The organism is Aneurinibacillus migulanus (assembly GCF_001274715.1).
Lineage (GTDB): Bacteria > Bacillota > Bacilli > Aneurinibacillales > Aneurinibacillaceae > Aneurinibacillus > Aneurinibacillus migulanus.
In genome coordinates, this window is record NZ_LGUG01000013.1 from 186,150 (window position 1) to 207,523 (window position 21,374).

Here is a 21,374-nt window from a genome sequence, read left to right on the forward strand (position 1 = left end):
TTTTTCGAAAAATAAGCGTTTCTGCAGGCGACGAAGCTAAGTATATAAGGGGAGTTATGGAAATGAAATACATTACAAATCAGTCGACAGACCCACGCTACAACCTTGCACTTGAGGAATACACCCTAAAACACCTTGATCCGAAGGAATCATATGTGATCTTGTGGCAGAACGAACCGTCCATCATTATCGGACGCAATCAGAATACCGTTGAGCAAATCAATCCGGAAGCTGTAAAGAAATACGGAATTCATGTGGTGCGGCGCATGACGGGCGGTGGAGCCGTATATCACGATCTGGGCAATTTGAACTTCACGTATGTTATGGAAGATGAAGAGGGTGGCATCAACTTCCGCAAATTTACGGAACCGGTTATCCGTGCATTACGCAAATTCGGCGTACCGGCTGAGTTTAACAGCCGGAACGATCTGGCGATTGAAGGAAAGAAATTCTCGGGTAACGCCCAATTCGTTCATAAAGGAAAAGTGCTGCATCATGGTACGATTCTATTCGATTCCGATCTTGATCGGGTGCAGGAAGTACTTAAAGTAAAAGAAAACAAATTCAAGTCCAAAGGTGTGCAATCCGTTCGTAGCCGTGTTACCAACATTAGCGAGTATCTGGAGAAGAGGAGCACGATCGAAGAGTTTAAGGAACTCCTGTTGCATTATTTGTTTGAGGAAGCGGGTGAGCCGATGGAAGAATATGTGCTCACTGATGAAGATAAGGCTACCATTCAGAAGATGATGGATGAGCGTTATAGCAAGTGGGAGTGGAATTACGGCTCATCGCCGTCCTTTGATGTGCGCAAGTCTGAGCGTTTTGCTTGCGGAGAAGTAGAAGTAGGAGTCAATGTGAAGAAAGGCCGGATAGAAGCATGCAAAATTTACGGTGATTTCTTCGGTAGTGAAGACGTTGCGGAAATCGAGAAGAAGCTGATCGGCTTACGTTATGATGAGGATGAGATTCGCACTGCCTTGCAGGAACTAAATCTGAAAGCGTACTTTGGCCCGTTAACAGAAGATGAATTTATGATGTGCTTATTTTAGACAGGATAGCGCTACACATATTTTAATAATGAAGAAACGGCTCTCCCTATTTTTTAGGAAAGCCGTTTCTTCATTGTTTATGTTGGATTACCTTTTGGGGCTCAGAAATTTATGGAGGATATCGTTAAGCTTATTCGGTCCTTCGTACATGCTCATGTGGCCGACGTAAGGTAGGGTTTCCGCTGTCATTAACTGGTGCTCGACTGAAAATGTTTTATCCGGAGAGATTACCTGATCATCCGCTCCAGCTACCAGTAGCACAGGCAAGCTTGTATTCGCGATGACATAGTTGCGATCTGAGCGCTCCGCCATGCCCTTCAGCGTGTTTTGGGCGCCTTCCGGCTTGGTAGCAAGCCCGATTTGCCGCGCTTTTTCCACTTCATCTTTCATTGATTGCAGATTGTTCTTGGCAAACAACTTAGGGATTAAATCATTAATAAACGGCTCGATCCCTTCTTGCCCGATTCGCTCCGCTCCTTTATATCGATTCTGCCGGGCTTCGTCCGTATCTGGCAGACCGGTGGAGTGAATAAGACCGAATGCGTTTAAGCGTTCAGGATATTTGTCTGCGAAAGCAAGCGTCACATATCCGCCGAGTGAATGTCCGAGAAGCGTTGCTTTAGAGATATCCAGGTGATCCAACAACTGCTTGATGTCTTCAGCGAACAATTCCATGGAATAGGTGCCCACAGAGACAGCGCTATTGCCGTGGCCTCGTAGGTCGGGTGCAATAACCCGGTATTCCTTGGCAAGCTCCGGGATGATATATTCCCAGTACGCAGAACTGCCGCAGAATCCGTGCAGCAGTACGACAGCCTTTCCCTGACCCTGTTCCTGATAAGCGAGTTCAATTCCATTTGCTTGGCATGTCTTTTTCACGATAACCTCCGCCTTTCCAAAAGTATTGTGCGGGCTGTGTTACTCTTTTCCGCGGCGTAGCTGCAAGAAGGTACCGGTTGTCGTAACTACCAGCTCATCCCGATCGTTACGCACATCGCAGGCCATCTGCCAGATATCCTGCGCCTGGTTAACGACGCGGGCCGTCGCGATTAATCGCTTACCGGTACCAGCCTTATGGTAGTTTACATTCATGTCCAGCGTGACGAATTTGTCTTTGCCGGAGATGCGCCTCTCCAACATCCAGCCCATAGCCATATCGGCCAGCGTCGCCGTGATGCCGCCATACACGATACGGTATGGATTAAGCACCTCGCGGCCAATCGGCATAGAACACACAAATTCGGTCTCATTCTCGCTGTCTTCTTCTACTACTCCGAGGAAATTTCCGAGAAAGGGATATTTGTTTTCTTTCATGTTGCTGAGCGCGTTCAACGTACGGGCTAATGCTTTTATATCCCGATCTGAAAGCGTCTCGATCTGTGATAGTATTTCTTGCTTTGTCATTGTCTCTTCCCCTATTCTTTGCGACTCTTGTTACTATATCCCTTCCTCCATATGTTCCATACCCAATAACACGATAGTATGAACATGCTGGTCGGCAAGAGAGTAGAATACAGTCGTTCCTTTTTTCTTTGTTTTGGTCACACCGAGCGATCGCATCAAGCGAAGGTGGTGGGATGCGTTTGCGACGGAGATACCGACCAGACGCGCGATGTCGTGTACGCATAATTCTTCGTGACGGGTCAGTAGATAAGCGATTTTTACGCGATTAGCATCCGCCAGTCCTTTGAACCATCCAGCGAGCCTTTCCGTCGGTTTGGTGATGAGTGTATTTCGTAATTCCGCTTCGGTTTCCGAAGAGATATGGCACGTTTCGTTAGTGGCGGTAATCTTCTTCATCACACATATCTCCTTCCTGGCACATATCCGGATCTTCAATTTGGATTGTGGTGTGGGCAATATGGAACCGTTCCTTAAACAGGTGATTGGCTTTGCGTAGCACCTCTCCGGATTGTTCCATGTTTCGTATAACAAGATGGCAACTTAGTGAAGGAAAGCCCGACGTAACGGTCCATACGTGTAAATCGTGTATGGCGGTGACACCGTCGATGGCAAGCACCGCCTCTCGTACTTCGTCGATATCGATGCCCGCCGGAACACCTTCCATTAGTACATTTACCGAATCGCGAATGACACGCCATGCCGAGAGAATGACGAGTACCGCAACGACAACACTGGCAATCGGATCAGCTATCGTCCAGCCGAATTGCCAGATGAGCACGGCCGCTATGATGGCACCAACTGAACCCAGCATATCTCCGATAACGTGCAGAAATGCGCTGCGGACGTTCAGGTTATCCGATGTATCTCCTCCACGCATAAGCATCCATGCCGCAATAATATTAACCGCAAGGCCGATGACTGCAATCGTCAGCATACTGCCGCTTGCTATCGGTTCAGGTGTGAAAAAGCGCCGGTATGCTTCAATGAAAATGTAAATCGAAATAACAGCAAGCGTAATACCGTTCAGCAAGGCTGCGAGAATCTCCGTTCTTTTGTACCCGTATGTCTTCGTAGCGGTGGCAGGCTTAGAGGCAAGCCACATTGCCAGCACACTTAGGAAAAGCGAAGCTGAGTCGCTCAGCATATGTCCGGCATCAGAGAGAAGGGCCAGACTATTGCTAAGGATACCACCGATAAACTCCACAATCATAAATCCCGTAATCAGCAAAAAAGCGAGAAACAATACCTTCTGGTTCGTATTTTTTCCATGATGCCCGTGATCATGATGATGCGTATGCCCATGATGATGTCCGCCCATAAACGCTTCCTCCCCATATGTTGATGCTTTTAGTGTATATTGTTTCCATTCTTTATTCAAGTATTCTTTTGAATATTTGTCTATTGGATAAAACAAAACCTTCGGGAGAAACCCGAAGGTTTTGTAGCTAGACTTTACCTCGTCTGCCGGTTACTAGGTCAATAATGAAGAGCACGCCGGCAATCAACAGTAGAATGTGAATCAATCCTCCGGCTACTTTAAACAGAAGGCCGATAAGCCACAGTGCAAGAACAACGAGGATAACCGTACGTAAAATTCCCATTGTGTATCGCTCCTTATGATAGTTAACGTAAACAATCGTTCATATATGTAGATTTATGTTACCCTGGCTTTTCTAAAAATAAACGGGCCCGCCGTATGTTTTCCCAAACGGCGGGCCCGCATCCATTATAACGTTCCGTCTTTTCTTCGTTTGCTTTTCAACATGAAGCCGAATCCGATGACGAAAACGGCCGCGACAAGAAAGATAGCGGATAAAAGGGTGTTGCGCTCTCCCACGGAAATCCCGACGCCGACAAAACATGCCACGCCAAGGATCGCAATAAACAGTGATTGTTTCTGGTACTTAGTCATCCGTTTTTCACCTCGAAGTCGATTATACTACATTTACCCGACACTCGTTCAAGCTGAGTTATCGAGAAGTGCTAATTTTTTTCCGAGCTCCTCCCCGGTTTTCATAAGCGCAAGATAATCGGACTCGTCAATCAATTGGGATGGTTTCATCATTACCGTAATTTTACCCAGCACTTCTTTTTTTTCGCGGATAGGGATTTGAATAATGGACAGGCGCGCGGGCGAAACGGAGGGTGTTTCGCTGGATGCGGCTTTTCGCACCATGTTCTCCCCATGCTTAATATAGACGCCGATCCAATCAAAATGGGGTACTCGCTTGAAGTTGGAGATAAGCTGTGCATATATTTCATCGGGATTGTTGCTGCGATGAATGGCGACGAGCGTCTCCAACGAAGCAATGGCTGTTGAGGTCGCCATATGAACTCCTCCAGACAGATACTGATGTTTGCTTTGATTATTGTAACAAATTTATACCTGGAAGAATGGTAGTAAGTTTAGGAAAAGAAGCAGACATCCTTGGTTAAAACAACATTCACCTGTAAAAAACATGGAAATATGGTGAATAAATTCTGTTTCATATTGAGCATGGTAAAAAAGTCTTATATAATGGGTTGGGAGTTCGGTGCTTTTTCAGGAGGTTAGGTAAGTATATATAACAATGGGGGGAAGAAATGTTTGGGAAAAATGAAATGAAATCATACCGTTATTTCACGGGGTCTTCGCATTCGGGCATTGAAGCAAATGAACGGCTGCAGGAGAAGCTGGACTTTCTCGGTATTTCACACATTCATAAAGAAACGGTTCGCCGATTGAAACAAATCTATATGGAGCACAGTGAGGATATTATTCACCAATTCTATGCTAGGCTACACACGTTTCCCGAGCTTTATCGCATCATGGAGAAGCATTTCGGCGATGAAAAGCTAAAGCAAACGTTTCACACATATATGGTAAATTTGCTTGAAGATGAGTTGGATTTGTCTTCTGTGTTTCGCCGTCGCGCCGTAACCGAAGCGTACGCCCGCAGCGGATTGACCCCAGACTGGCTCTTATCGGTGTTCAGCCTGCTAAGTCAGCTGTTCATTCCTTGTATCATCCGATCGTTAAAGCGGAAGCCGACGGAAATGACCGATGCAATTCTGGCCTATGAAAGCATAATCGCGCTTGAGCAGCAGATTATTATGGAGACGTATATGGAACTACAGGCTAACCGGTTCATTAGCGGATTGTCAGAGATTATCTCCTACAATGCAGAAATCGATGAAGTACGGGACTTGCTCCGCTATCAGGAGCGGCAGGCAGAGGATTCATTGGCTGTCAGTGCCGCAATGCAAGAGCTGAATGCCGGGATCGAAGAAGTGTCCAATTCCGTTGCCAGCGTCGCTCATGATTCTAAGGAGACGCTGGAAAAGCTGGATAAAGGCTTTCATGCGCTCGATACGATGATTGATTCCCTAGGTCAGATTGATGCAGAACAGGCCAAAGTCGCTTCACACGTAAACGAGCTTCATACACGCGTCAATAATATGGGCAAGGTTATGGACGTGATTAAAGGCATCGCTGAACAGACGAATATGCTGGCACTCAACGCCTCGATTGAAGCGGCGCGTGCAGGCGAGTATGGGAGAGGCTTCTCTGTGGTAGCGGATGAGGTTCGCAAGCTTGCCGACCATACGAAGCAATCGGTGACAACGATTACGGATGACATGCACGGGCTATATGAGATTACGCAGGATATCGCTTCGCTTGTGCAGGATTCTTCTGCACGTTTGCACCGTGGAGCGGAGAATTCACATAGAGTGGTAGATGATTTGACGCATGTTAATGATGTCTTGCAGAAGCTTGGTGAGCACTTCGAGGAAATCGCCGCCATCATCGAGCAGCAGGCCGCATCTACCGACGATATTACGATACGCAACCACAGCATCGCCGAAGCAGTGGAGAAAGGGGTAGAGATTGGGCATCGCACAGGCGAAGCAGTATATCATCTCAGTAAAATGATCGATCAGTACCGCGTAGACTTCATCTCGGTTAACCTGAAGATAAGCCAGGAGGATTTGCTGCAACTGGCGATTACTGACCATTTGTTGTGGCGTTGGAAAATCTACAACCTGCTGCTTGGTTTTGAGAAAATCGACGAAAAAACAATTGCCTCCCACACAGACTGCCGTCTCGGCAAATGGTATTACGGTACAGCCAAGCGGCTATTCGGCGATACGGAAGCGTACCGCAGCATTGAAGCGCCGCACATTCGGGTGCACGAGCTGGCGAAGGAAGCCGCACAGGCATACAATGAGGGCAATAAAAACAGGGCTGAGGAATGCCTGCAAGAGCTAGCACATGCGTCTGAGGCAGTAATTGCGACTCTTGAGACGATGAAGCAGAATATCATTCGTCAGAAAGAAAAATACCAGGGCTAGGGAGCCTATATAAATTACACTTGATATTTTGACATGGTAGCGTGGTTGGAAGGAGGCGATTCAGAAAAAGAAGAGGTTGGAGTCGCCCTGCGCTTCAGCAGAAGAAAGGCAAACGTGTCTTTTTCCGACCGCTCCCGTCCACCGCCCTTCATTCTTTTCTTACCTCTCATCACAAGAATTTGTCGATTTATCAAATCAGATGTATATAGTATGTATAAATTAGAAAAAGAAGCGGAATCAGAAAGAAGATGCCGCTTCTTTTTTTGGGTTCTTTTATTGATGCGATCAATTCCTCTGGTGCATGTGTTGAAACATGCGGAAAAGGAGAGGATGTGTATGCAGGTACATGTATATGGTATGATGAATAGACATTCTGAGCAGGAAGAAACGTAAAGGGATGAACAAGGCATGAATAAGAAATACACAGGAAAAAAAGGAACCTATGTGCAGTTGAAAATCGGACAGGAGATTCTACTGACGATAAAGCGTATCGGCATCAACGGCGAAGGTATCGGTTATTACAAACGTAAAGCTGTATTCGTACCAGGTGCTCTGCCTGAAGAAGTCGTGGAGGTAAAGATCACGAAAGTGCAGTCTACATTCGCTGAAGGAAGAGTGAAAAAAATAAAGCAAGCGTCAGACTTGCGACAGGCGCCTTCCTGTCCGGTATACAATGAATGCGGCGGCTGCCAAATGCAGCACATGACCTATGAAGGTCAATTGAAAGCTAAAGAGGACATCGTACGCGGCGCATTCGAGAAATATACTGATATTGGAGAACTGCCACTGCGCCCCATCCTTGGCATGGAGGAGCCGTGGAGTTACCGCAATAAAGCCCAGCTTCAAGCCGGAACCCAGGGCGATCGCATCATTACTGGTCTGTATGCGGCGGATAGCCACCAGCTTATAGACATTGGAGACTGTCCGATTCAGCATCCAGAGACGAACGAGATGATCGCCGCGGCGCGGGAAGTTTTGGAATTGCTGTCGATCCCCGTATATAACGAGCGTAAGCGGACAGGAGTTATCCGGACGATTATCGCGCGTGTCGGCTTCGAAACCGGCGAGCAGCAGCTTATCCTGGTAACCGCAGAAGAGAAGCTGCCGCGTAAAAAAGAAATCATCACTGAACTGCGGATGCGTTTGCCGAAGCTAACTAGCATCAACCAGAATATCAATAAGCAGAAGACGTCGCTTATTTTTGGCGATAAAACGGAGACATTATGGGGGAAGGAAACAATTGATGAATCGCTGGGCGATGTGAAGTTCTCGCTGTCGCCGCGCGCGTTCTTTCAGTTGAACCCGGCCCAGACACTTAAGTTGTACAATTCAGCGAGGGAAGCGGCCGGACTGACCGGGGAAGAACTCGTTGTGGACGCGTACTGTGGCGTAGGCACGATCTCGCTCTGGCTTGCTCCTGATGCGAAGCGGGTACGTGGTATTGAAGTGATACCGGAAGCGATTGAAGATGCGAAGCGAAATGCAGAGAAGAGCGGGATTGCGAACGCGGAATTCTATGTTGGCAAGGCGGAGGAGCTGCTGCCAAAATGGGTGAAACAGGGCGAGCGGCCAGACGTTGTCGTGGTAGACCCGCCGCGCGTCGGGTGTGATAAGGCGCTGCTGGATGCGGTTCTGAAAGCAAAGCCGAAGCGGTTCGTGTATGTGTCCTGTAATCCTTCGACCCTGGCCCGTGATGTGGCGCATTTGCTGAAGGAGTATCGGTTGGAGTGGGTGCAGCCAGTAGATATGTTTCCGCATACGAGTCATGTGGAATCCGTTGCATCTTTGATTTATAAGGGTTCTAAATAAGTGGTTAATGGAATTGGGGACGTGAGTTATTCACGTCCCTGTTTACTTGTTAAAATGGTTTCAAATTTATCAGCGGCAGATTGATCAGCGGACCGTAAGGCATGTCCATAAATGTTCATCGTCGTACTGATATTGCCGTGTCCAAGACGTTCCGAGATGATCTTAGCGTGAACACCTTGGTTTATCAACAGCGTAGCTGAAATGTGACGAAGATCGTGAAAACGAATGTATCTCAAATTATTCTTCTTGATAAAGTTACGGAACCACAAGTAGGGTCGTTCCTGATGAAATGCTTTACCATCCGGATGGCAGAATACAAAGGAGTATTTACCATCTTGCCATCTATCTTCAATTTTATCACGTTCCTTCATTTTATATAAATAATATTCCCTCATTTCTTCTAGCATCGAAGTGGGAAGTGCTACCTTGCGCTTCGAGTGCTTCGGTGAGCGACACCTCCCGGAGACATTGAGACGCTTTGTACTACATTAATAGCACCAGTATTCAAGTCGATATGCTTCCACTCTAAACCTAATAATTCGCCTCGTCTTAGTCCTGTCGTGAGGGCTAAGGTTACCATTACTCGCCAATGGATGGGTTCTTTCTACAAAGCAAGCAGCAGTTCCTTAACTTCGGTCTCATCGTAAGGGATTATTTCCTTGAGCTTAACGGCAGGTTTCTTAATACCAGCAATTGGGTTTTGTTTGATTAGCTTCCATTCAACAGCCCGAGAAAAAATGTTTTTGAGTATTCGGTGGTGAATCTCAATCGTGCTAGTCGACAAAATCTCTTTCCTGAAGCCTTGGAGTGTGCCTTCCTTAGATAATGAGTCGATAAAGCTCACAATATGAAGTGGTTTTATTTGATCTAATCTCAAGTGACAGAATATAGGTGATATTCTATTTTTTGAGTTAGACTGATAAGTATATAACGTTTTCTCTGCTAAATGCGTTGAGGCATGCTTAGTTCCCCATTTTTTAACAAATGCTTCGGAAGTCATTTTTTCTGGTGTGATGTATTCCCCGACCTCTACCTCGATCTTGAACTTTATCAATTCATTTTGTAGATAGTCTTTCAAACGCTTTGTTGTTCTTAGTAATGTTGGATCTTCAATTTTAATTGTTTTATAGCGTTTTGATCGTTTGCCTTTAGTGTCATATCCTGCTTCAACAACAAGTCTCCACGAATTTGAACCACGTTTCTCAATACTGCCATACGGCTAACCTCCTAATTGTTGATTAAAAATAAATCCCTTGCACTTGGCGGTACAAGGGATTTCGACTTCATTTACGTAAAGAAAAGGGTTTTAAGACGTGTGTTTTGCGGAATAATTACTATATTCTTGATCACGGAACCATGTTTCTAATGTATCCCGTCTGAACCATGCGAATTTTATTGCAATATCCAGGTGCGTTCTATGTCGCTAGTTTTACCGCGTGGACACAGAAATTCAAAAGAAAAATCGAAAAGGGGGCTAAGGCAATTTACGTTTTAGTCCCACGTGTGATTCAAAAAGAAAATGCAAAAACGGGTGAAAAAGAATCCATAATTATTGGATAGAGAACGGAAGCAGTCTTTGATATTATACAGACCGAGGAAACCTCTGAATTAATTCCTGTGCCACAGAGTCTGGGGTATGAGCTGATTGGTGATACACAACTGGGACGATGGTTAAAAGAAAAGCTGCTCCAATTAGCCAAGCAGGAACGAATTAATGTGGAGTATGGAGATACCGGACGTGCGAGTGGATACTATGTTCCAAGTACTCATACTATTCGGCTCTCTTCTTCTCATGCTTCAGCGGATGAGGAGTGTATGGTATTTCTCCATGAAGTGATTCATGCGTTTCGTCATGCCAAAGGCTTCAAGTATACAAGAGAAAGAAGAGATGATGCAGAGGTTATTGTGGAGGGAACGGCTTTTATGGTGGCTGCTTTTTATGGATTAGAGGTGGATAACTATTCGTTTACGTATATTGCATCCTAGGCAAAGGATGTTGAAACGCTATTGAAGTTAAGAATGGGAGTGGGGAAAGAATCCAAACGGCTGATTCATCGAATCGAAACGCTGTGTGAAGAGGACATGACGGACATTCGAGGTACTAAACCAGAGATAGATGCTCTTTATTGCTGAAAAATATTCTATAAAGGGGATGGAGAAAGAGGATGAAAAGGTGAAGAAAGGGGGTACAAAGGAAGACATAAGCTTTGAAACTCAAAATCATGATGATGAGGTGTGGAATGATGAGAGCATCTTTACAAGCACGAAACTAATACGTTGTCTCATATAGAATGGCTAACGTATCGGCAAAAAGGAATTGGAACAGAAAAAACTTATCGAGTGCATAATTTCAAAATGATTTGTAAATAGACGACCTCTTCGTAAGAGTAATTTATTTATATTTGAAAGATTGCTATACAAATTATTTATATATCTAAATATATTTAAATATTTAGATATATAAATACTGCAACCAAGACATTGTAATACCTAGTCTCTAGAGTTTTGAATCGATTCCAAAAAAGACTGAACCGACGGTTCGACTTCTTTTTTATTTCTATGAAATCGATTCGCGATTCACTCTCTTTCAGTTACTTCCATAATCGTTCAATGGGATTCAAGTTCGGAGAATACAGTGGCAGAAAAATTAAGAAGAGACGATGTTGATTCTTCTTCAGAAGAGGCTGAAGCAGTTTGGCTTAGTGAATACGATCATTGTCTAGTACTATTACGATATATTTGTTTGCATACAAATCTAGCGTCTTCTCTAAAAAAGAATAAAACGTTTGCACATTGCACTGAGCGGCTTGTGTGCAAAAAAATTCTCCATCCAAAGCATTAACCATACCAAATAAGGTTACGCTTGTATGGTGCCCATAGGTTGGAATTTCTTTTTGTTTTTCTACTTCTGCCCATGTAGCTCGAAGAGCTTGAAAGGCATGAATATAACTTTCATCTTCATAGAGAAGCACCATGTCGTGTGTCGGAATTTTTTTTATCAGATCGGCTTCATTTATAAATTACTTCCTACTTCTTCTTATCTGCTTTTACAAGGGTATAGGTAGGTCGTGTATAGCTTAGTCCCCATGCGCGTGATTCCACCACGGCTCATTGAAATCTCGTATTTCTCTTGTAAAAACATTTGGATAATCCGTGTATCCAAGACGTATACATACCGATTCCTTGATCTTTTGGTGTACTTTTTACAATCAATCGTTTCAACTCTTCTCGCTATTGCTCATTTAAATACGGTTCTTTTCCGGGTGGGAACTTACGTTCTAGTACCAAATCCAAAACGCCTTCATTAAAAGTGGAAATATAGGTTGAGACGGATTGACGATGAAGATTGAGCATCGTCGCTACTTCTTTGCCTAGATAGCCTTCCATAACAAGACGAATAGCCATGTGCTGCCGTAAGGTAACATCCTTTACTTTTCGTTCTTGCTTACGAAGGGCTCGAACTGTCCAACTGTGGGTTTCTGTAATTTTTAATCGGGTCATCGTATTTCCGCTCCTTTTCCCTATGGATTCTTAGGAGCAGTATCGATAAAATTTTTTCTTGCTACACAGAAGTTGAAACATCAAGATCGATTTATATAGTTGTTGATAATATCGATCTAAGGGTTACCAGTGTATGGGGCTATGCGGATTCTTGTATAGTACCGGATTTGCCGATAGGTTTAAACACGGTCGTATACCAGGAAGCTCTCAATGAATTTAAGGGCCGCTATCTAGTCGGAGAATTTGATGAAAAAAAGAAACAAAAAAGTCCATATAGCTGTCTTTTCTTCTATAGAAATCAAAAGGAGCAAATGAGGATTTTGAAGAATAAATTACCACCAGTTTAAAGCGGTCAGGCGAGCCTTTCCATATGGTAGAATGATGTCCGAGGTATTGACATCATGTTTATTTCACCAATGCTTTTGCATAAACCCGATCGTTCTTTTGATGATGACCACGACACTTTATTTGGTATAATTAACGGTAAACATAAATTAAGGGGAAAATGGTGTATATAGATTCTATTTTGAGGTGATTATATGGATTTATTATTAGAAGGCATCTTATCAAATAATATGAATGAACGGAATAAAGCGATAGAAAAAATAATTATGGAGAAACCGGTAAAACTAAAGAGTGATTTGTTACAGATTGCTTTAGAAGGACCAACATATGCAAAGTTAGGTGCTCTAAAATCATATGGAAATATTATTTCAAAAGACGAAATTGGGACCATTTTGGAATTTACAAAGAATAAAAATTGGCATATGAGGTTAGAGGCATTAAAGTGTATTGCTAATTTAATGGGGAAAGACTCACTTAAAATACTAAAACCGTTTTTAGAAGATAAAGCATACGGTGTAAGAAGTGAAGTGGAATTAATAATATCTAATTTTAAAAAGTAATCGAGTATGGATAAAGTTTATCAATAAATGCGGTGTATAGGAGGATAATTGAATGAATGAAGAGATTGAAAAAATAAAAGAGATTGTTCTTGACGAAAGACTAGTGGAGTTAAAAAAAAATTACCCTCAGTTTTTTGACAAACAAAATCAATTTCAAATTGATAAATTTGCAGAATTCATCGGACAAGCTGGAGGGGAAATAAATCGTGAAGGCTTTTCATTGAATTTCTTAGGGAAAGAGTATGCCAAACTTCAAGTGGATGCACCTACTAATACAGTTGTAACTCCTGATGTAAAAACAAACTTCGATGAGGTTAATAAAGATAGTGAAAACATTTACATAGTTGGAGACAATCTTAATGTGTTGAAACATTTGCGTAACTCGTATTCAGGTAGTATTAAATTGATTTATATAGATCCCCCTTATAATACTGGAAAAGGAGATTTCACTTATCCTGATAATTTTGAGTTTACTAAGGAAAAATTAGTGAAAATACTTGGTGATGAGGATAAAGCAGAAAAAATTTTTGATTTACAAGGAAAATCAAGTCATTCGGCATGGTTAACATTCATGTTTCCAAGACTTTCACTCGCCCATAAACTATTGAAAAAGGATGGGGTAATTGTAATTTCGATTGATGAAAATGAATATGCAAATTTAAAGCTTCTGTGTGATGACATTTTTGGTGAAGCAAATAAGCTTCCTACATTCATTTGGCAAAATAAAAAAGGAGGCGGTAACGACTCAACTCACGTGGCAGAAGAAACAGAGTATATTTTGGCTTATGCACGTGATATTTCAGAATTACCCCCTCTTTTCGAAGTTTATTCAAGCGAATACCTCAAACGTTATAAAGAGGAAGACGATATAGGTAAATATTATTGGGATACGTTCAAGAGAAAATCTGGTAAACAATATTATCCAATTAAAGCTCCTGATGGAACTATCCTTGAATATGATGAAAATGGAAATAAAATTAGTTGGCTTCGTTCTGAAAAACGTTTCAAATCTGATCTAGAAATTGGAGACGTGAAATTTGTAAATAATAATGGAAATTGGAACATTCATTTTAAACAACGTCTTCCAAAGGGGAAGAAACCAAGAAATTTGTTAGTTTTAACTGAAAATGGGACAACCTCAGATGGAAGTGAGGAAATTCTCAATTATTTTGGGGCAGAAGTTTTTACTAACCCGAAACCAACTTCCTTAATAAAATATTTTATCGAAATTCTAACTGGAAACCAGGATACTGTTTTGGACTTTTTCTCAGGTTCTGGAACAACAGCCGATGCCTTATTTCAAGTTAATGCGGAAACAAATGGCGATAGAAAATTTATTTTAGTTCAATTACCTGAACCGACAAAAGAAGATTCAAACGCTCGCAAAAAGGGTTATGAGTCTATTGATGAACTAGGTCGGGAACGGATTCGTAAGGCTGCCGAAGAAATATGTAAAAAAAGTAACACACATATTGATTTGGGCTTTAAAACGTATTTTATTCATGAACGACCAACAAAAGCTCTAGAGGAAATTGAAGAATTTGGTAATGATGGTGTAGTACAAGAAACACTCGGTATATCCGTTGCACATTACGTTGACAAATATGCTTATCGTGATGCTAGCGGTCGTGAAACCTTGGTTACAACTTGGCTCTTAGATGATGGAGAGGGATTAGGAATTGAGGCTGAGAATGTTAAATTCTTAGACTATACAGGGTATAAACGCGGTAAACGTTTGTATCTAATTGACGAGGGGTTCACATCTGATAATGTAGTTGAATTATTACGTCAAATTGATTCGAAAGAACTTGTAGTAAGTAATGTAACAGTTTATGCACACTCTATGAATTTCGAAGAAATGCGAGAACTAGATATAGCGTTACGAACAAGAGCAGGCATTTCGTTAGAAAAGAGGTATTGAAATGGGGATTGAGTTACAGGAATTAGACTATCAAATTGAGGCAATACAGTCGGTTGTTGGTGTATTTGAAGAAGTACCAATGAGCCGTCTAAAAAGCTATCAAAACCCTATTATTGAGTTCAAAGATGAATATATAAAAAACAAAATTCGAGCTAACATCACCTCTATACAAAGTAGAAATGATATTGATCCATCACTTCGTTCTTTCGTTAATGATGGTGTATTAGGTATAGATGTAAAGATGGAAACTGGTACGGGAAAAACGTATGTCTATTCTCGCTTAATGCTCGAATTGAATAAAGAATATGGTTTTAACAAGTTTATTATCGTTGTACCTTCAACTCCTATCAAAGAGGGGACAAAAGCATTCATTAGCTCAGATATGTTTGAGCGTCACTATCGTTTGTACTCTGATTTTTCTAATTGTAGGATAAATTTACAAACGCTTAATCGCCAAAAATCGAGTGGAAAGAAAGGGCGAAAATATATTCCACGAGAAATTAATGAGTATGTTGAAGGTGACTCATATGCGTCAAATACCATTCATGTTTTGCTTACAGGGATGGCTATGTTACAAAAGGGGAAAACCTCCACATTGGATAGAAGTGATTATGACCAAACACTATTATCAGGTACAACTCGTCCCGTAGAAGCTCTCGCTGATACTCGCCCTATTGTAATCATTGACGAGCCGCATAAATTTGATCGTAATAATAAGACGTATGAATATATTTTAGAAAACATTAAGCCACAGGCGATTATTCGCTTTGGTGCAACGTTTCCTATTAATAGTGATAAAACAAGGGATTACAATAATTTAGTATTTAATTTATCCTCTGCTGATGCTTTTAATCGTGATTTGGTTAAAGGTGTGAGTATATATAACCCTGAGTTTGAATCCGTAAAACTAACACGGTTTCGATTGGTAAGCATTAGCAATAAAAAACCTAAAACAGCTAAATTTATGAATATGGATACCAAAAAAGAGTATATTTTAACGACTGATGAGTCATTAAATGTTCTTGATGAATCGTTTACCTCTTTAAGTCTTTCAAACATAGGAAATCAAGAAGAGTTAAATGGTGCGCAAGGTATACTTCTCTCAAATGATAAGGCAGTGGCGGTAGGAGATAGCATATATCCTGGGGTATTCAGTCTTTCGTATCAAGAATTGATGATTAATCAAGCATTAGACTTACATTTCAAAAAAGAAAAAGAAAATTTTTTCAGGGCAACTCGTTACAAGACATTAGCCCTGTTCTTTATTGATAGTGTGGACTCTTATCGTGGTGTAAATGGTCGACGGGGAAAACTTCGGGAATATTTTGAAGAAATGTTAGAAAAAAGATTGAAGGAAGAAATTACGAAATTAAAAAATAAAAAACGTACCGTAATAGAAGAGGAATATCTTGATTATTTACTTGCATCTTTAAATGACTTACCTTCAACGAGTGGTGGTTATTTCTCAAAAGATAATGACACGTCCGACGAGGCTATACAACACGAAGTGAACAATATTTTACGTGATAAAGAAACTTTACTCTCATTTAAAAATGAAAGTGGAGAATGGAATACAATGCGTTTTATTTTCTCAAAATGGACGTTGAGGGAGGGTTGGGATAACCCGAATATCTTTACAATTGTGAAATTGCGCTCATCAGGTAGTGAAAACTCAAAAATTCAAGAGGTTGGGCGTGGACTGCGTCTGCCAGTAGATGAGTATGGAAATAGAGCAATTGCAGGACAAGAAACATTCTATTTGAATTATTTGGTCGATCACACCGAAAATGAATTTGCGGATAAACTTGTTAAAGAAATAAACGATGGAGTATCATTTGTTTCTAATATTGATGGTAAACTTGAAGAAGTAGCATTGAAACTTAGAAAGGAACCAAAAGAATTATTTATAGAGTTGCTTACTAAGAATTTCGTTGATATCGATAAAAATATAATAAATGAAAATCGTGAACAGTTTTATGAAGAATATCCATTGTTTAATACTGGATTGAAAAAGAACAAAGTTACCAAAGGCAATTCTGAGATAGTTAAGATTCGAAAAGAAAACTTTGAAAAAATTCGTGAATTATGGTTGAAAATTAATCAAAATTATATGGTAGACATTGAAGAGGTTGATGAAGAAATACTTGTTCAAGGTATTAAAGAAAGTCTAACAGAAGAAATGTTTTCACGTACTATATCTAATTTCAAGAAACGTTCTACTAAGAATGAAAACGGAAAAGTTGGGCTAACTGAAGCGAATGTTGGGTCTTTTGAAATTCATGAGTCTAAACTACCGTATGGTGAATTCTTGAAAATTTTAAGTAATCGTTCCAGCATCCCAGTTCAACTATTGCATAAAGGAATTGTAGAGTTTCATGAGCGTACAAACACTGAAATCTACGTAACAAAAAAGAGCGTTGATATTTTTATCAGAAACTTTGAAACTTGGTTTATAAAACAGTTTGCGTCTAAATACACGTATCGAAAAGTATTTGATGGAGTGCGTGAAACGCACCTCAATCATGTAGATGGTAGTCCTAAAGATTCGATTGCTCAGGCTTTACTGGGTGTTTACAAAGCTGATAAAAATAAAGAGGTACCTGAAAAATTCCTATTCGATAAAATTGTTTATGATAGTGAGATTGAGGAAAAAAATATAGAAAATGGTGCAATTGATTCTGTTGAAGTGTTTGGCAAAATTCCAAGAAGAAGTATTCAAGTTCCTATGTATTTTGGTGGAACGACCAGCCCTGACTTCATGTATGTGATTACAAATACAACTGGAGAACAAACGATTAATCTTGTTATTGAAAGTAAAGATATAGAAAAAGAAGCGGATTTACGTGGTACCGAGAATGCAAAAATTAATGCAAGTGAAAAGTTCTTTAAAGCTTTGCAAGAAGAAGGTATTAATGTAGAATACAAGCGTCAGATGAAGAATGATGACATATTAGGAATTTTAAATGATTTTACGAATAATTAATTAGTAATTCCCTTAATTTTATTTTGGGATATAAAATGTTGAAAAAGGGTTTTGCAAAAAGTAATACCCTTTATCTCTTAAATTTAATAAGAATGTGTTCATTCAAATTGAAATATATTTTATAAAATTATTTTGTTGAAACTATATAGATCTTGTTTAAGCCATTAACTTATACATCCAATTCGTTTTAAAACACGTTCATGATTAGCGTGCATAAATAGAAGAAACTTTTGTACTGCTTGTTCAATCTCCGATTGATTTTTATGAAATACATTGGAAATGATAGAGTCCTTTAGCCAACGCCAGAGTTTCTCAATCGGATTTAGCTGCGGTGAGTACGGTGGTAAAAACAACAAGTATAGTTGGTGGCGGTGCTCTTCTAAAAAAGCACGAAGTAATTTAGCCCGATGGATGCGTGCATTATCCATGATCATAATGACAAATTTACCTGCATACCGAGTGACCACTTTCTTTAAAAACAGTAAAAAGGAAGCCGCATCACAGGAAGAAGCTGTTGTACAAAAGACATCACCGCTATGAATATCAACCGTTCCAAACAAGGTAACCTGAGCGTGATGGCCATAGGTAGGGATTTGTTTTTGTTGTCCCTTTTCCGACCATGTAGCCCGTAGGGCTTGATACGAACGGATATGTGTTTCATCCTGTGCAAGCAGCACTGTGTTTTTGTCCATTAAGTTTTTTTTATTGTCTCTAATTGATGAAGAAATGCTTGTTGTTTTTCTGGATTCGCCTTAGCTAATACATACGTAGTTCGCTTCCAGCGGAACCCCATACGGATAAGCATATCTCGAATTCCCGGACGAGACATGGTGATGGAGAAACGTTTCTCTATCCATTTTTGAAGTAAACGGGTATCCCAAGATTCAACCGGTTCAATCCCTTCTCTTGCAGGTGTGCTTTCTTGCATAACATGCTTCACTTCTTCTTGCTCATGTGGAGACAAAAGAGGACGGTTTCCCGGAGGGAAATCTCGATGAAGAAGAGTAGAAAGCCCACCTTCTTGAAACAATTTGACATAGGTAGAGACGGATTGACGACAAATCCCTACTATCTGAGCGATTTCAATCGCTTGATATCCTTCCATTACCAGCCGAACGGCTGTAACACGTTGTTTTAAGAATACATCTTTCATCTTTTGCTCTTCTTTGAGAAGGCTTTCAGCTGTGAAACCATGTGTATTTGTAATTGTAAGTTTTCTCATCTAATACCGCTCCTTTTTTATGTTCGTAGGAGTCAGTATTGCCAAAAAATCATTATGTTAAAACTTTAGTCAATGCCTATATAAATTTTGGGGAACTTGCCTAAAACGCGATTGATGATGTCTATTAGTTCTTCAGGATTAGCTTATAACCGATCGTATGAACAACGATTTTTTGTCAGTTATAACAATTTGAGTGATTTCGGGGAGGGACGAAGAAGTTCCTCATTTGCTTATTGAAGATTATTGTTTAACTGAAACTGTAACCTATGTTAAATAAGGTAAAGCCCTCTCTAAAGAGAAGGGCTTTTATAATTATTTTTGTCCTCGATTTGGTTATAAACTATTTAAGGTTATTTAAAATAAACCGGTAAAATGTTGATTTATAATGGTCTTTTGTAACAGATTTTCTTCTATTATTTATGAAAATAAATGGGCGACATGATGTAATGGCTTAAGATTTACTGGTCATATGTTCTAACTGTCGATTGAAACAATGAAGCATCAGCTTTTTGCTGGGGACGAACGTAGTCGTTTGATTCAAGTCGGCAACCAAACAGAACAATATTCAAAACGCGAAAACCCTTATAAATTAAGGATTTGTCCTGTCGTGGCAGATAGGAACCAAGTGAGCTATGTTCCCGCATACGTTACATATGGAGTGTGTTTCACTACTTGTTAAGAAAGATCAATAAGAGGTATAACTGAACTGAAACTCGAATAATGGACACTTAAAAAAAGTCCGTTATTCGGGTTTTTTGTATGGGGAAATGACAGAGATACAGGTATAATCAACTCAATGAATACGAGTGAGGTAGAGAAACATGAGTAAAATCATCTTCAGTGCTTTCCAAATCAAACAATTAGAGACAAATCCTAATGTGAGTAAGGTTTCTGAACGTTCCATTACGTATCATCCGGATTTTAAGTTAAAAGCCGTCAAAGAATATCTGAAGAATAAAGAACCGATGCAGATTTTTCTTGAGAATGGATTTGATCTCTCGATCATCGGGAAGGAGAACCCAAATCAATGTCTCAAAAGATGGCGGAAGCTTTATAAAGAAATCGGGGAAAGTGCGTTTCATACAGAACGACGAGGAAAAGGAAGTACAGGACGTCCTTCTTCTAAACAATCTACACCGGAGGTGGAACTCAAGAAGGCACAGGCTCGAATCGCTTTCCTTGAGGCAGAACTTGATTTCTTAAAAAAGCTAGACGAGTTAGAAAGGCAGGCGTTTCAGAAGAAGTCCTAACACCATCAGAGAAATTTGAACTCATTGAGAGGATACTACGGCGCTTCTCTCATCCACATATGACACGTTATTTCTGCGGGTTGGCAGGAGTGAGCCGAAGTGGTTACTATAGATGGCTGCGTACCGAGAAAACACGTTGTGACAGAGAAGAGGCTGACGAAAAAGATTACCAGTTAATCAAGGGGATCTATGATGCTAAGAAAGGGCGTGCGGGTGTACGCACCATTAAAATGGAGCTTGAAAATCGGAAAAACGTCGTTATGAATCACAAGCGAATCCGTCGAATCATGCGAAAATACAATCTAGTAGCGAAAATCCGATGTGCGAACCCTTACAAGAAAATGGCACAGGCAACGCATGAGCACAAGATACGCCCTACCCTTTTGAAACGAAACTTCGATCAGGGTGAGCCACAGAAAGTATTTTTAACAGACATCACTTACCTCTTCTATGGTAATGGAAAGAAGGCCTATTTGTCTTGTGTAAAAGATGGAGCAACGCGAGAGATTGTGGCGTATCATTTATCAGAGTCATTACAAATGGAATTGGTCTATCGTACGCTTGATAAACTCGCTGAACAGTTGGACCACTCTATCCATCCAGAAGCCATCTTACATTCAGATCAAGGTGTTCATTATACAAATCCAGCTTATCAGAAGCGTATAATCGAACTTGGCTTAACCCCCTCCATGTCTCGAAAGGGAAACTGTTGGGATAATGCCCCAATTGAATCCTTTTTTTGTCATATGAAGGACGAAATGGAATATACGAGGATCCAATCATTTAATGAGCTCAAAAAATGCGTAGAGGCATATATCGAAAGATATAACTACTATAGGTGTCAGTGGACATTAGAAAAGCTAACTCCTGTTGAATACAGGAATCAGCTTTTAGCAGCCTAGCCGTCACTTTTTTAAACTGTCCATTATTGGGGTTACAGTTCAAATATCGGAGTCACCTTCTCAGTGCATAGGTTTTTTTTAGTGTCTACTTTTAGG

24 protein-coding genes and 1 pseudogene are annotated in these 21,374 nt (G+C 40.8%); 9 read left to right on the top strand and 16 right to left on the bottom strand.

The genetic code is table 11. The features are described 5' to 3' along the window. The first annotated feature begins 62 nt into the window (after window positions 1-62). The gene (locus AF333_RS30030) at window positions 63-1,049 is read left to right on the top strand and encodes a lipoate--protein ligase (protein ID WP_043063595.1); all 987 of its coding nucleotides are present in this window, start codon (window positions 63-65) and stop codon (window positions 1,047-1,049) included. Window positions 1,050-1,136: 87 nt separating this feature from the next. On the opposite strand, the gene AF333_RS30035 is transcribed toward AF333_RS30030, so the two are convergent. From AF333_RS30035 to AF333_RS30060, 7 genes are all read right to left on the bottom strand, one after another. Then, a complete protein-coding gene (locus AF333_RS30035; protein ID WP_043063596.1) occupies window positions 1,137-1,928 on the bottom strand; it encodes an alpha/beta fold hydrolase in 792 nt (263 codons plus the stop codon). A gap of 39 nt (window positions 1,929-1,967) precedes the next feature. Beyond that, the gene (locus AF333_RS30040; protein WP_043063597.1) at window positions 1,968-2,453 is read right to left on the bottom strand and encodes a PaaI family thioesterase; all 486 of its coding nucleotides are present in this window, start codon (window positions 2,451-2,453) and stop codon (window positions 1,968-1,970) included. 33 nt (window positions 2,454-2,486) lie between these two features. Then, window positions 2,487-2,849 (bottom strand): ArsR/SmtB family transcription factor, encoded by a 363-nt coding sequence (locus AF333_RS30045; protein ID WP_043063598.1) that lies wholly within the window; start codon window positions 2,847-2,849, stop codon window positions 2,487-2,489. Then, complete coding sequence (locus AF333_RS30050; RefSeq protein WP_043063599.1) at window positions 2,827-3,771, bottom strand: cation diffusion facilitator family transporter; 945 nt, start codon at window positions 3,769-3,771, stop codon at window positions 2,827-2,829. The genes AF333_RS30045 and AF333_RS30050 overlap by 23 nt, the downstream gene beginning before the upstream one ends. A gap of 127 nt (window positions 3,772-3,898) precedes the next feature. Further along, on the bottom strand, window positions 3,899-4,054 hold the full coding sequence (locus AF333_RS33290) for a lmo0937 family membrane protein (RefSeq protein ID WP_139189094.1): 156 nt from the start codon (window positions 4,052-4,054) through the stop codon (window positions 3,899-3,901). Window positions 4,055-4,179: 125 nt separating this feature from the next. Next, entirely contained in the window at window positions 4,180-4,365 is a 186-nt protein-coding gene (locus tag AF333_RS30055) for a YlaF family protein (RefSeq protein ID WP_043063600.1), read from the bottom strand. A 48-nt stretch (window positions 4,366-4,413) separates the two neighbouring features. Further along, the gene (locus AF333_RS30060; RefSeq protein ID WP_043063601.1) at window positions 4,414-4,782 is read right to left on the bottom strand and encodes a hypothetical protein; all 369 of its coding nucleotides are present in this window, start codon (window positions 4,780-4,782) and stop codon (window positions 4,414-4,416) included. A gap of 254 nt (window positions 4,783-5,036) precedes the next feature. Between AF333_RS30060 and AF333_RS30065 the strand changes: the two genes are divergently transcribed. After that, window positions 5,037-6,785, top strand: a complete 1,749-nt coding sequence (locus AF333_RS30065; RefSeq protein WP_043063602.1) for a methyl-accepting chemotaxis protein — start codon at window positions 5,037-5,039, stop codon at window positions 6,783-6,785. A gap of 14 nt (window positions 6,786-6,799) precedes the next feature. Here the strand turns inward: AF333_RS30065 and AF333_RS36535 are convergent, their stop codons facing one another. Next, entirely contained in the window at window positions 6,800-6,979 is a 180-nt protein-coding gene (locus tag AF333_RS36535) for a hypothetical protein (RefSeq protein ID WP_235497065.1), read from the bottom strand. Between the two features lie 214 nt (window positions 6,980-7,193). Here AF333_RS36535 and rlmD point away from each other — a divergent pair, with 214 nt between their 5' ends. Continuing rightward, on the top strand, window positions 7,194-8,594 hold the full coding sequence (gene rlmD, locus AF333_RS30075) for a 23S rRNA (uracil(1939)-C(5))-methyltransferase RlmD (protein ID WP_043063604.1): 1,401 nt from the start codon (window positions 7,194-7,196) through the stop codon (window positions 8,592-8,594). 26 nt (window positions 8,595-8,620) lie between these two features. Here the strand turns inward: rlmD and AF333_RS36540 are convergent, their stop codons facing one another. The 4 genes from AF333_RS36540 to AF333_RS37105 are packed head-to-tail and all read right to left on the bottom strand — an operon-like array spanning window position 8,621 to window position 9,809. Continuing rightward, window positions 8,621-9,001, bottom strand: a complete 381-nt coding sequence (locus tag AF333_RS36540) for a site-specific integrase (protein ID WP_254786519.1) — start codon at window positions 8,999-9,001, stop codon at window positions 8,621-8,623. A gap of 14 nt (window positions 9,002-9,015) precedes the next feature. Further along, the gene (locus tag AF333_RS37770) at window positions 9,016-9,174 is read right to left on the bottom strand and encodes a tyrosine-type recombinase/integrase (RefSeq protein ID WP_254786518.1); all 159 of its coding nucleotides are present in this window, start codon (window positions 9,172-9,174) and stop codon (window positions 9,016-9,018) included. 24 nt (window positions 9,175-9,198) lie between these two features. Continuing rightward, window positions 9,199-9,672 (bottom strand): tyrosine-type recombinase/integrase, encoded by a 474-nt coding sequence (locus AF333_RS36545; RefSeq protein WP_235356562.1) that lies wholly within the window; start codon window positions 9,670-9,672, stop codon window positions 9,199-9,201. Window positions 9,673-9,686: 14 nt separating this feature from the next. After that, window positions 9,687-9,809, bottom strand: a complete 123-nt coding sequence (locus tag AF333_RS37105) for a hypothetical protein (RefSeq protein WP_255322242.1) — start codon at window positions 9,807-9,809, stop codon at window positions 9,687-9,689. Window positions 9,810-10,211: 402 nt separating this feature from the next. Here AF333_RS37105 and AF333_RS30085 point away from each other — a divergent pair, with 402 nt between their 5' ends. After that, window positions 10,212-10,580 (top strand): zinc metallopeptidase, encoded by a 369-nt coding sequence (locus AF333_RS30085; RefSeq protein WP_043063605.1) that lies wholly within the window; start codon window positions 10,212-10,214, stop codon window positions 10,578-10,580. Between the two features lie 21 nt (window positions 10,581-10,601). Next, window positions 10,602-10,727: a hypothetical protein gene (locus AF333_RS37110; RefSeq protein WP_255322241.1), complete on the top strand. Its 126-nt coding sequence runs from the start codon at window positions 10,602-10,604 to the stop codon at window positions 10,725-10,727. A 458-nt stretch (window positions 10,728-11,185) separates the two neighbouring features. Here the strand turns inward: AF333_RS37110 and AF333_RS33300 are convergent. Beyond that, window positions 11,186-11,569 (bottom strand): annotated as a pseudogene (locus AF333_RS33300) (IS630 family transposase). Window positions 11,570-11,825: 256 nt separating this feature from the next. Next, window positions 11,826-12,095 (bottom strand): COG3415 family protein, encoded by a 270-nt coding sequence (locus tag AF333_RS36550; protein WP_235356563.1) that lies wholly within the window; start codon window positions 12,093-12,095, stop codon window positions 11,826-11,828. Between the two features lie 539 nt (window positions 12,096-12,634). Between AF333_RS36550 and AF333_RS30100 the strand changes: the two genes are divergently transcribed. From AF333_RS30100 to AF333_RS30110, 3 genes are read left to right on the top strand one after another with little or no spacing between them, the layout of a single operon-like run. Further along, complete coding sequence (locus tag AF333_RS30100) at window positions 12,635-13,000, top strand: HEAT repeat domain-containing protein (RefSeq protein WP_043063606.1); 366 nt, start codon at window positions 12,635-12,637, stop codon at window positions 12,998-13,000. Between the two features lie 52 nt (window positions 13,001-13,052). Further along, window positions 13,053-14,921, top strand: a complete 1,869-nt coding sequence (locus tag AF333_RS30105; protein ID WP_043063607.1) for a site-specific DNA-methyltransferase — start codon at window positions 13,053-13,055, stop codon at window positions 14,919-14,921. A 1-nt stretch (window position 14,922) separates the two neighbouring features. Continuing rightward, a complete protein-coding gene (locus AF333_RS30110) occupies window positions 14,923-17,904 on the top strand; it encodes a type III restriction-modification system endonuclease (RefSeq protein WP_043063608.1) in 2,982 nt (993 codons plus the stop codon). A 164-nt stretch (window positions 17,905-18,068) separates the two neighbouring features. Here AF333_RS30110 and AF333_RS36555 read toward each other — a convergent pair whose 3' ends face one another. Next, window positions 18,069-18,596: an IS630 family transposase gene (locus AF333_RS36555; protein WP_043065447.1), complete on the bottom strand. Its 528-nt coding sequence runs from the start codon at window positions 18,594-18,596 to the stop codon at window positions 18,069-18,071. Continuing rightward, window positions 18,596-19,126, bottom strand: a complete 531-nt coding sequence (locus AF333_RS36560; protein WP_043065448.1) for a helix-turn-helix domain-containing protein — start codon at window positions 19,124-19,126, stop codon at window positions 18,596-18,598. Before AF333_RS36560 ends, AF333_RS36555 begins: the two co-directional genes overlap by 1 nt. Before the next feature lie 821 nt (window positions 19,127-19,947). On the opposite strand from AF333_RS36560, the gene AF333_RS32510 reads away from it, so the two are divergent. Continuing rightward, window positions 19,948-21,278, top strand: a protein-coding gene (locus AF333_RS32510) for an IS3 family transposase (RefSeq protein WP_139189113.1) whose coding sequence is annotated in 2 segments (ribosomal slippage) — window positions 19,948-20,320 and window positions 20,320-21,278 — 1,332 coding nt in all. Because the reading frame shifts where the segments join, the coding sequence is not laid out codon by codon here. The last annotated feature ends 96 nt before the right edge of the window (window positions 21,279-21,374 follow it).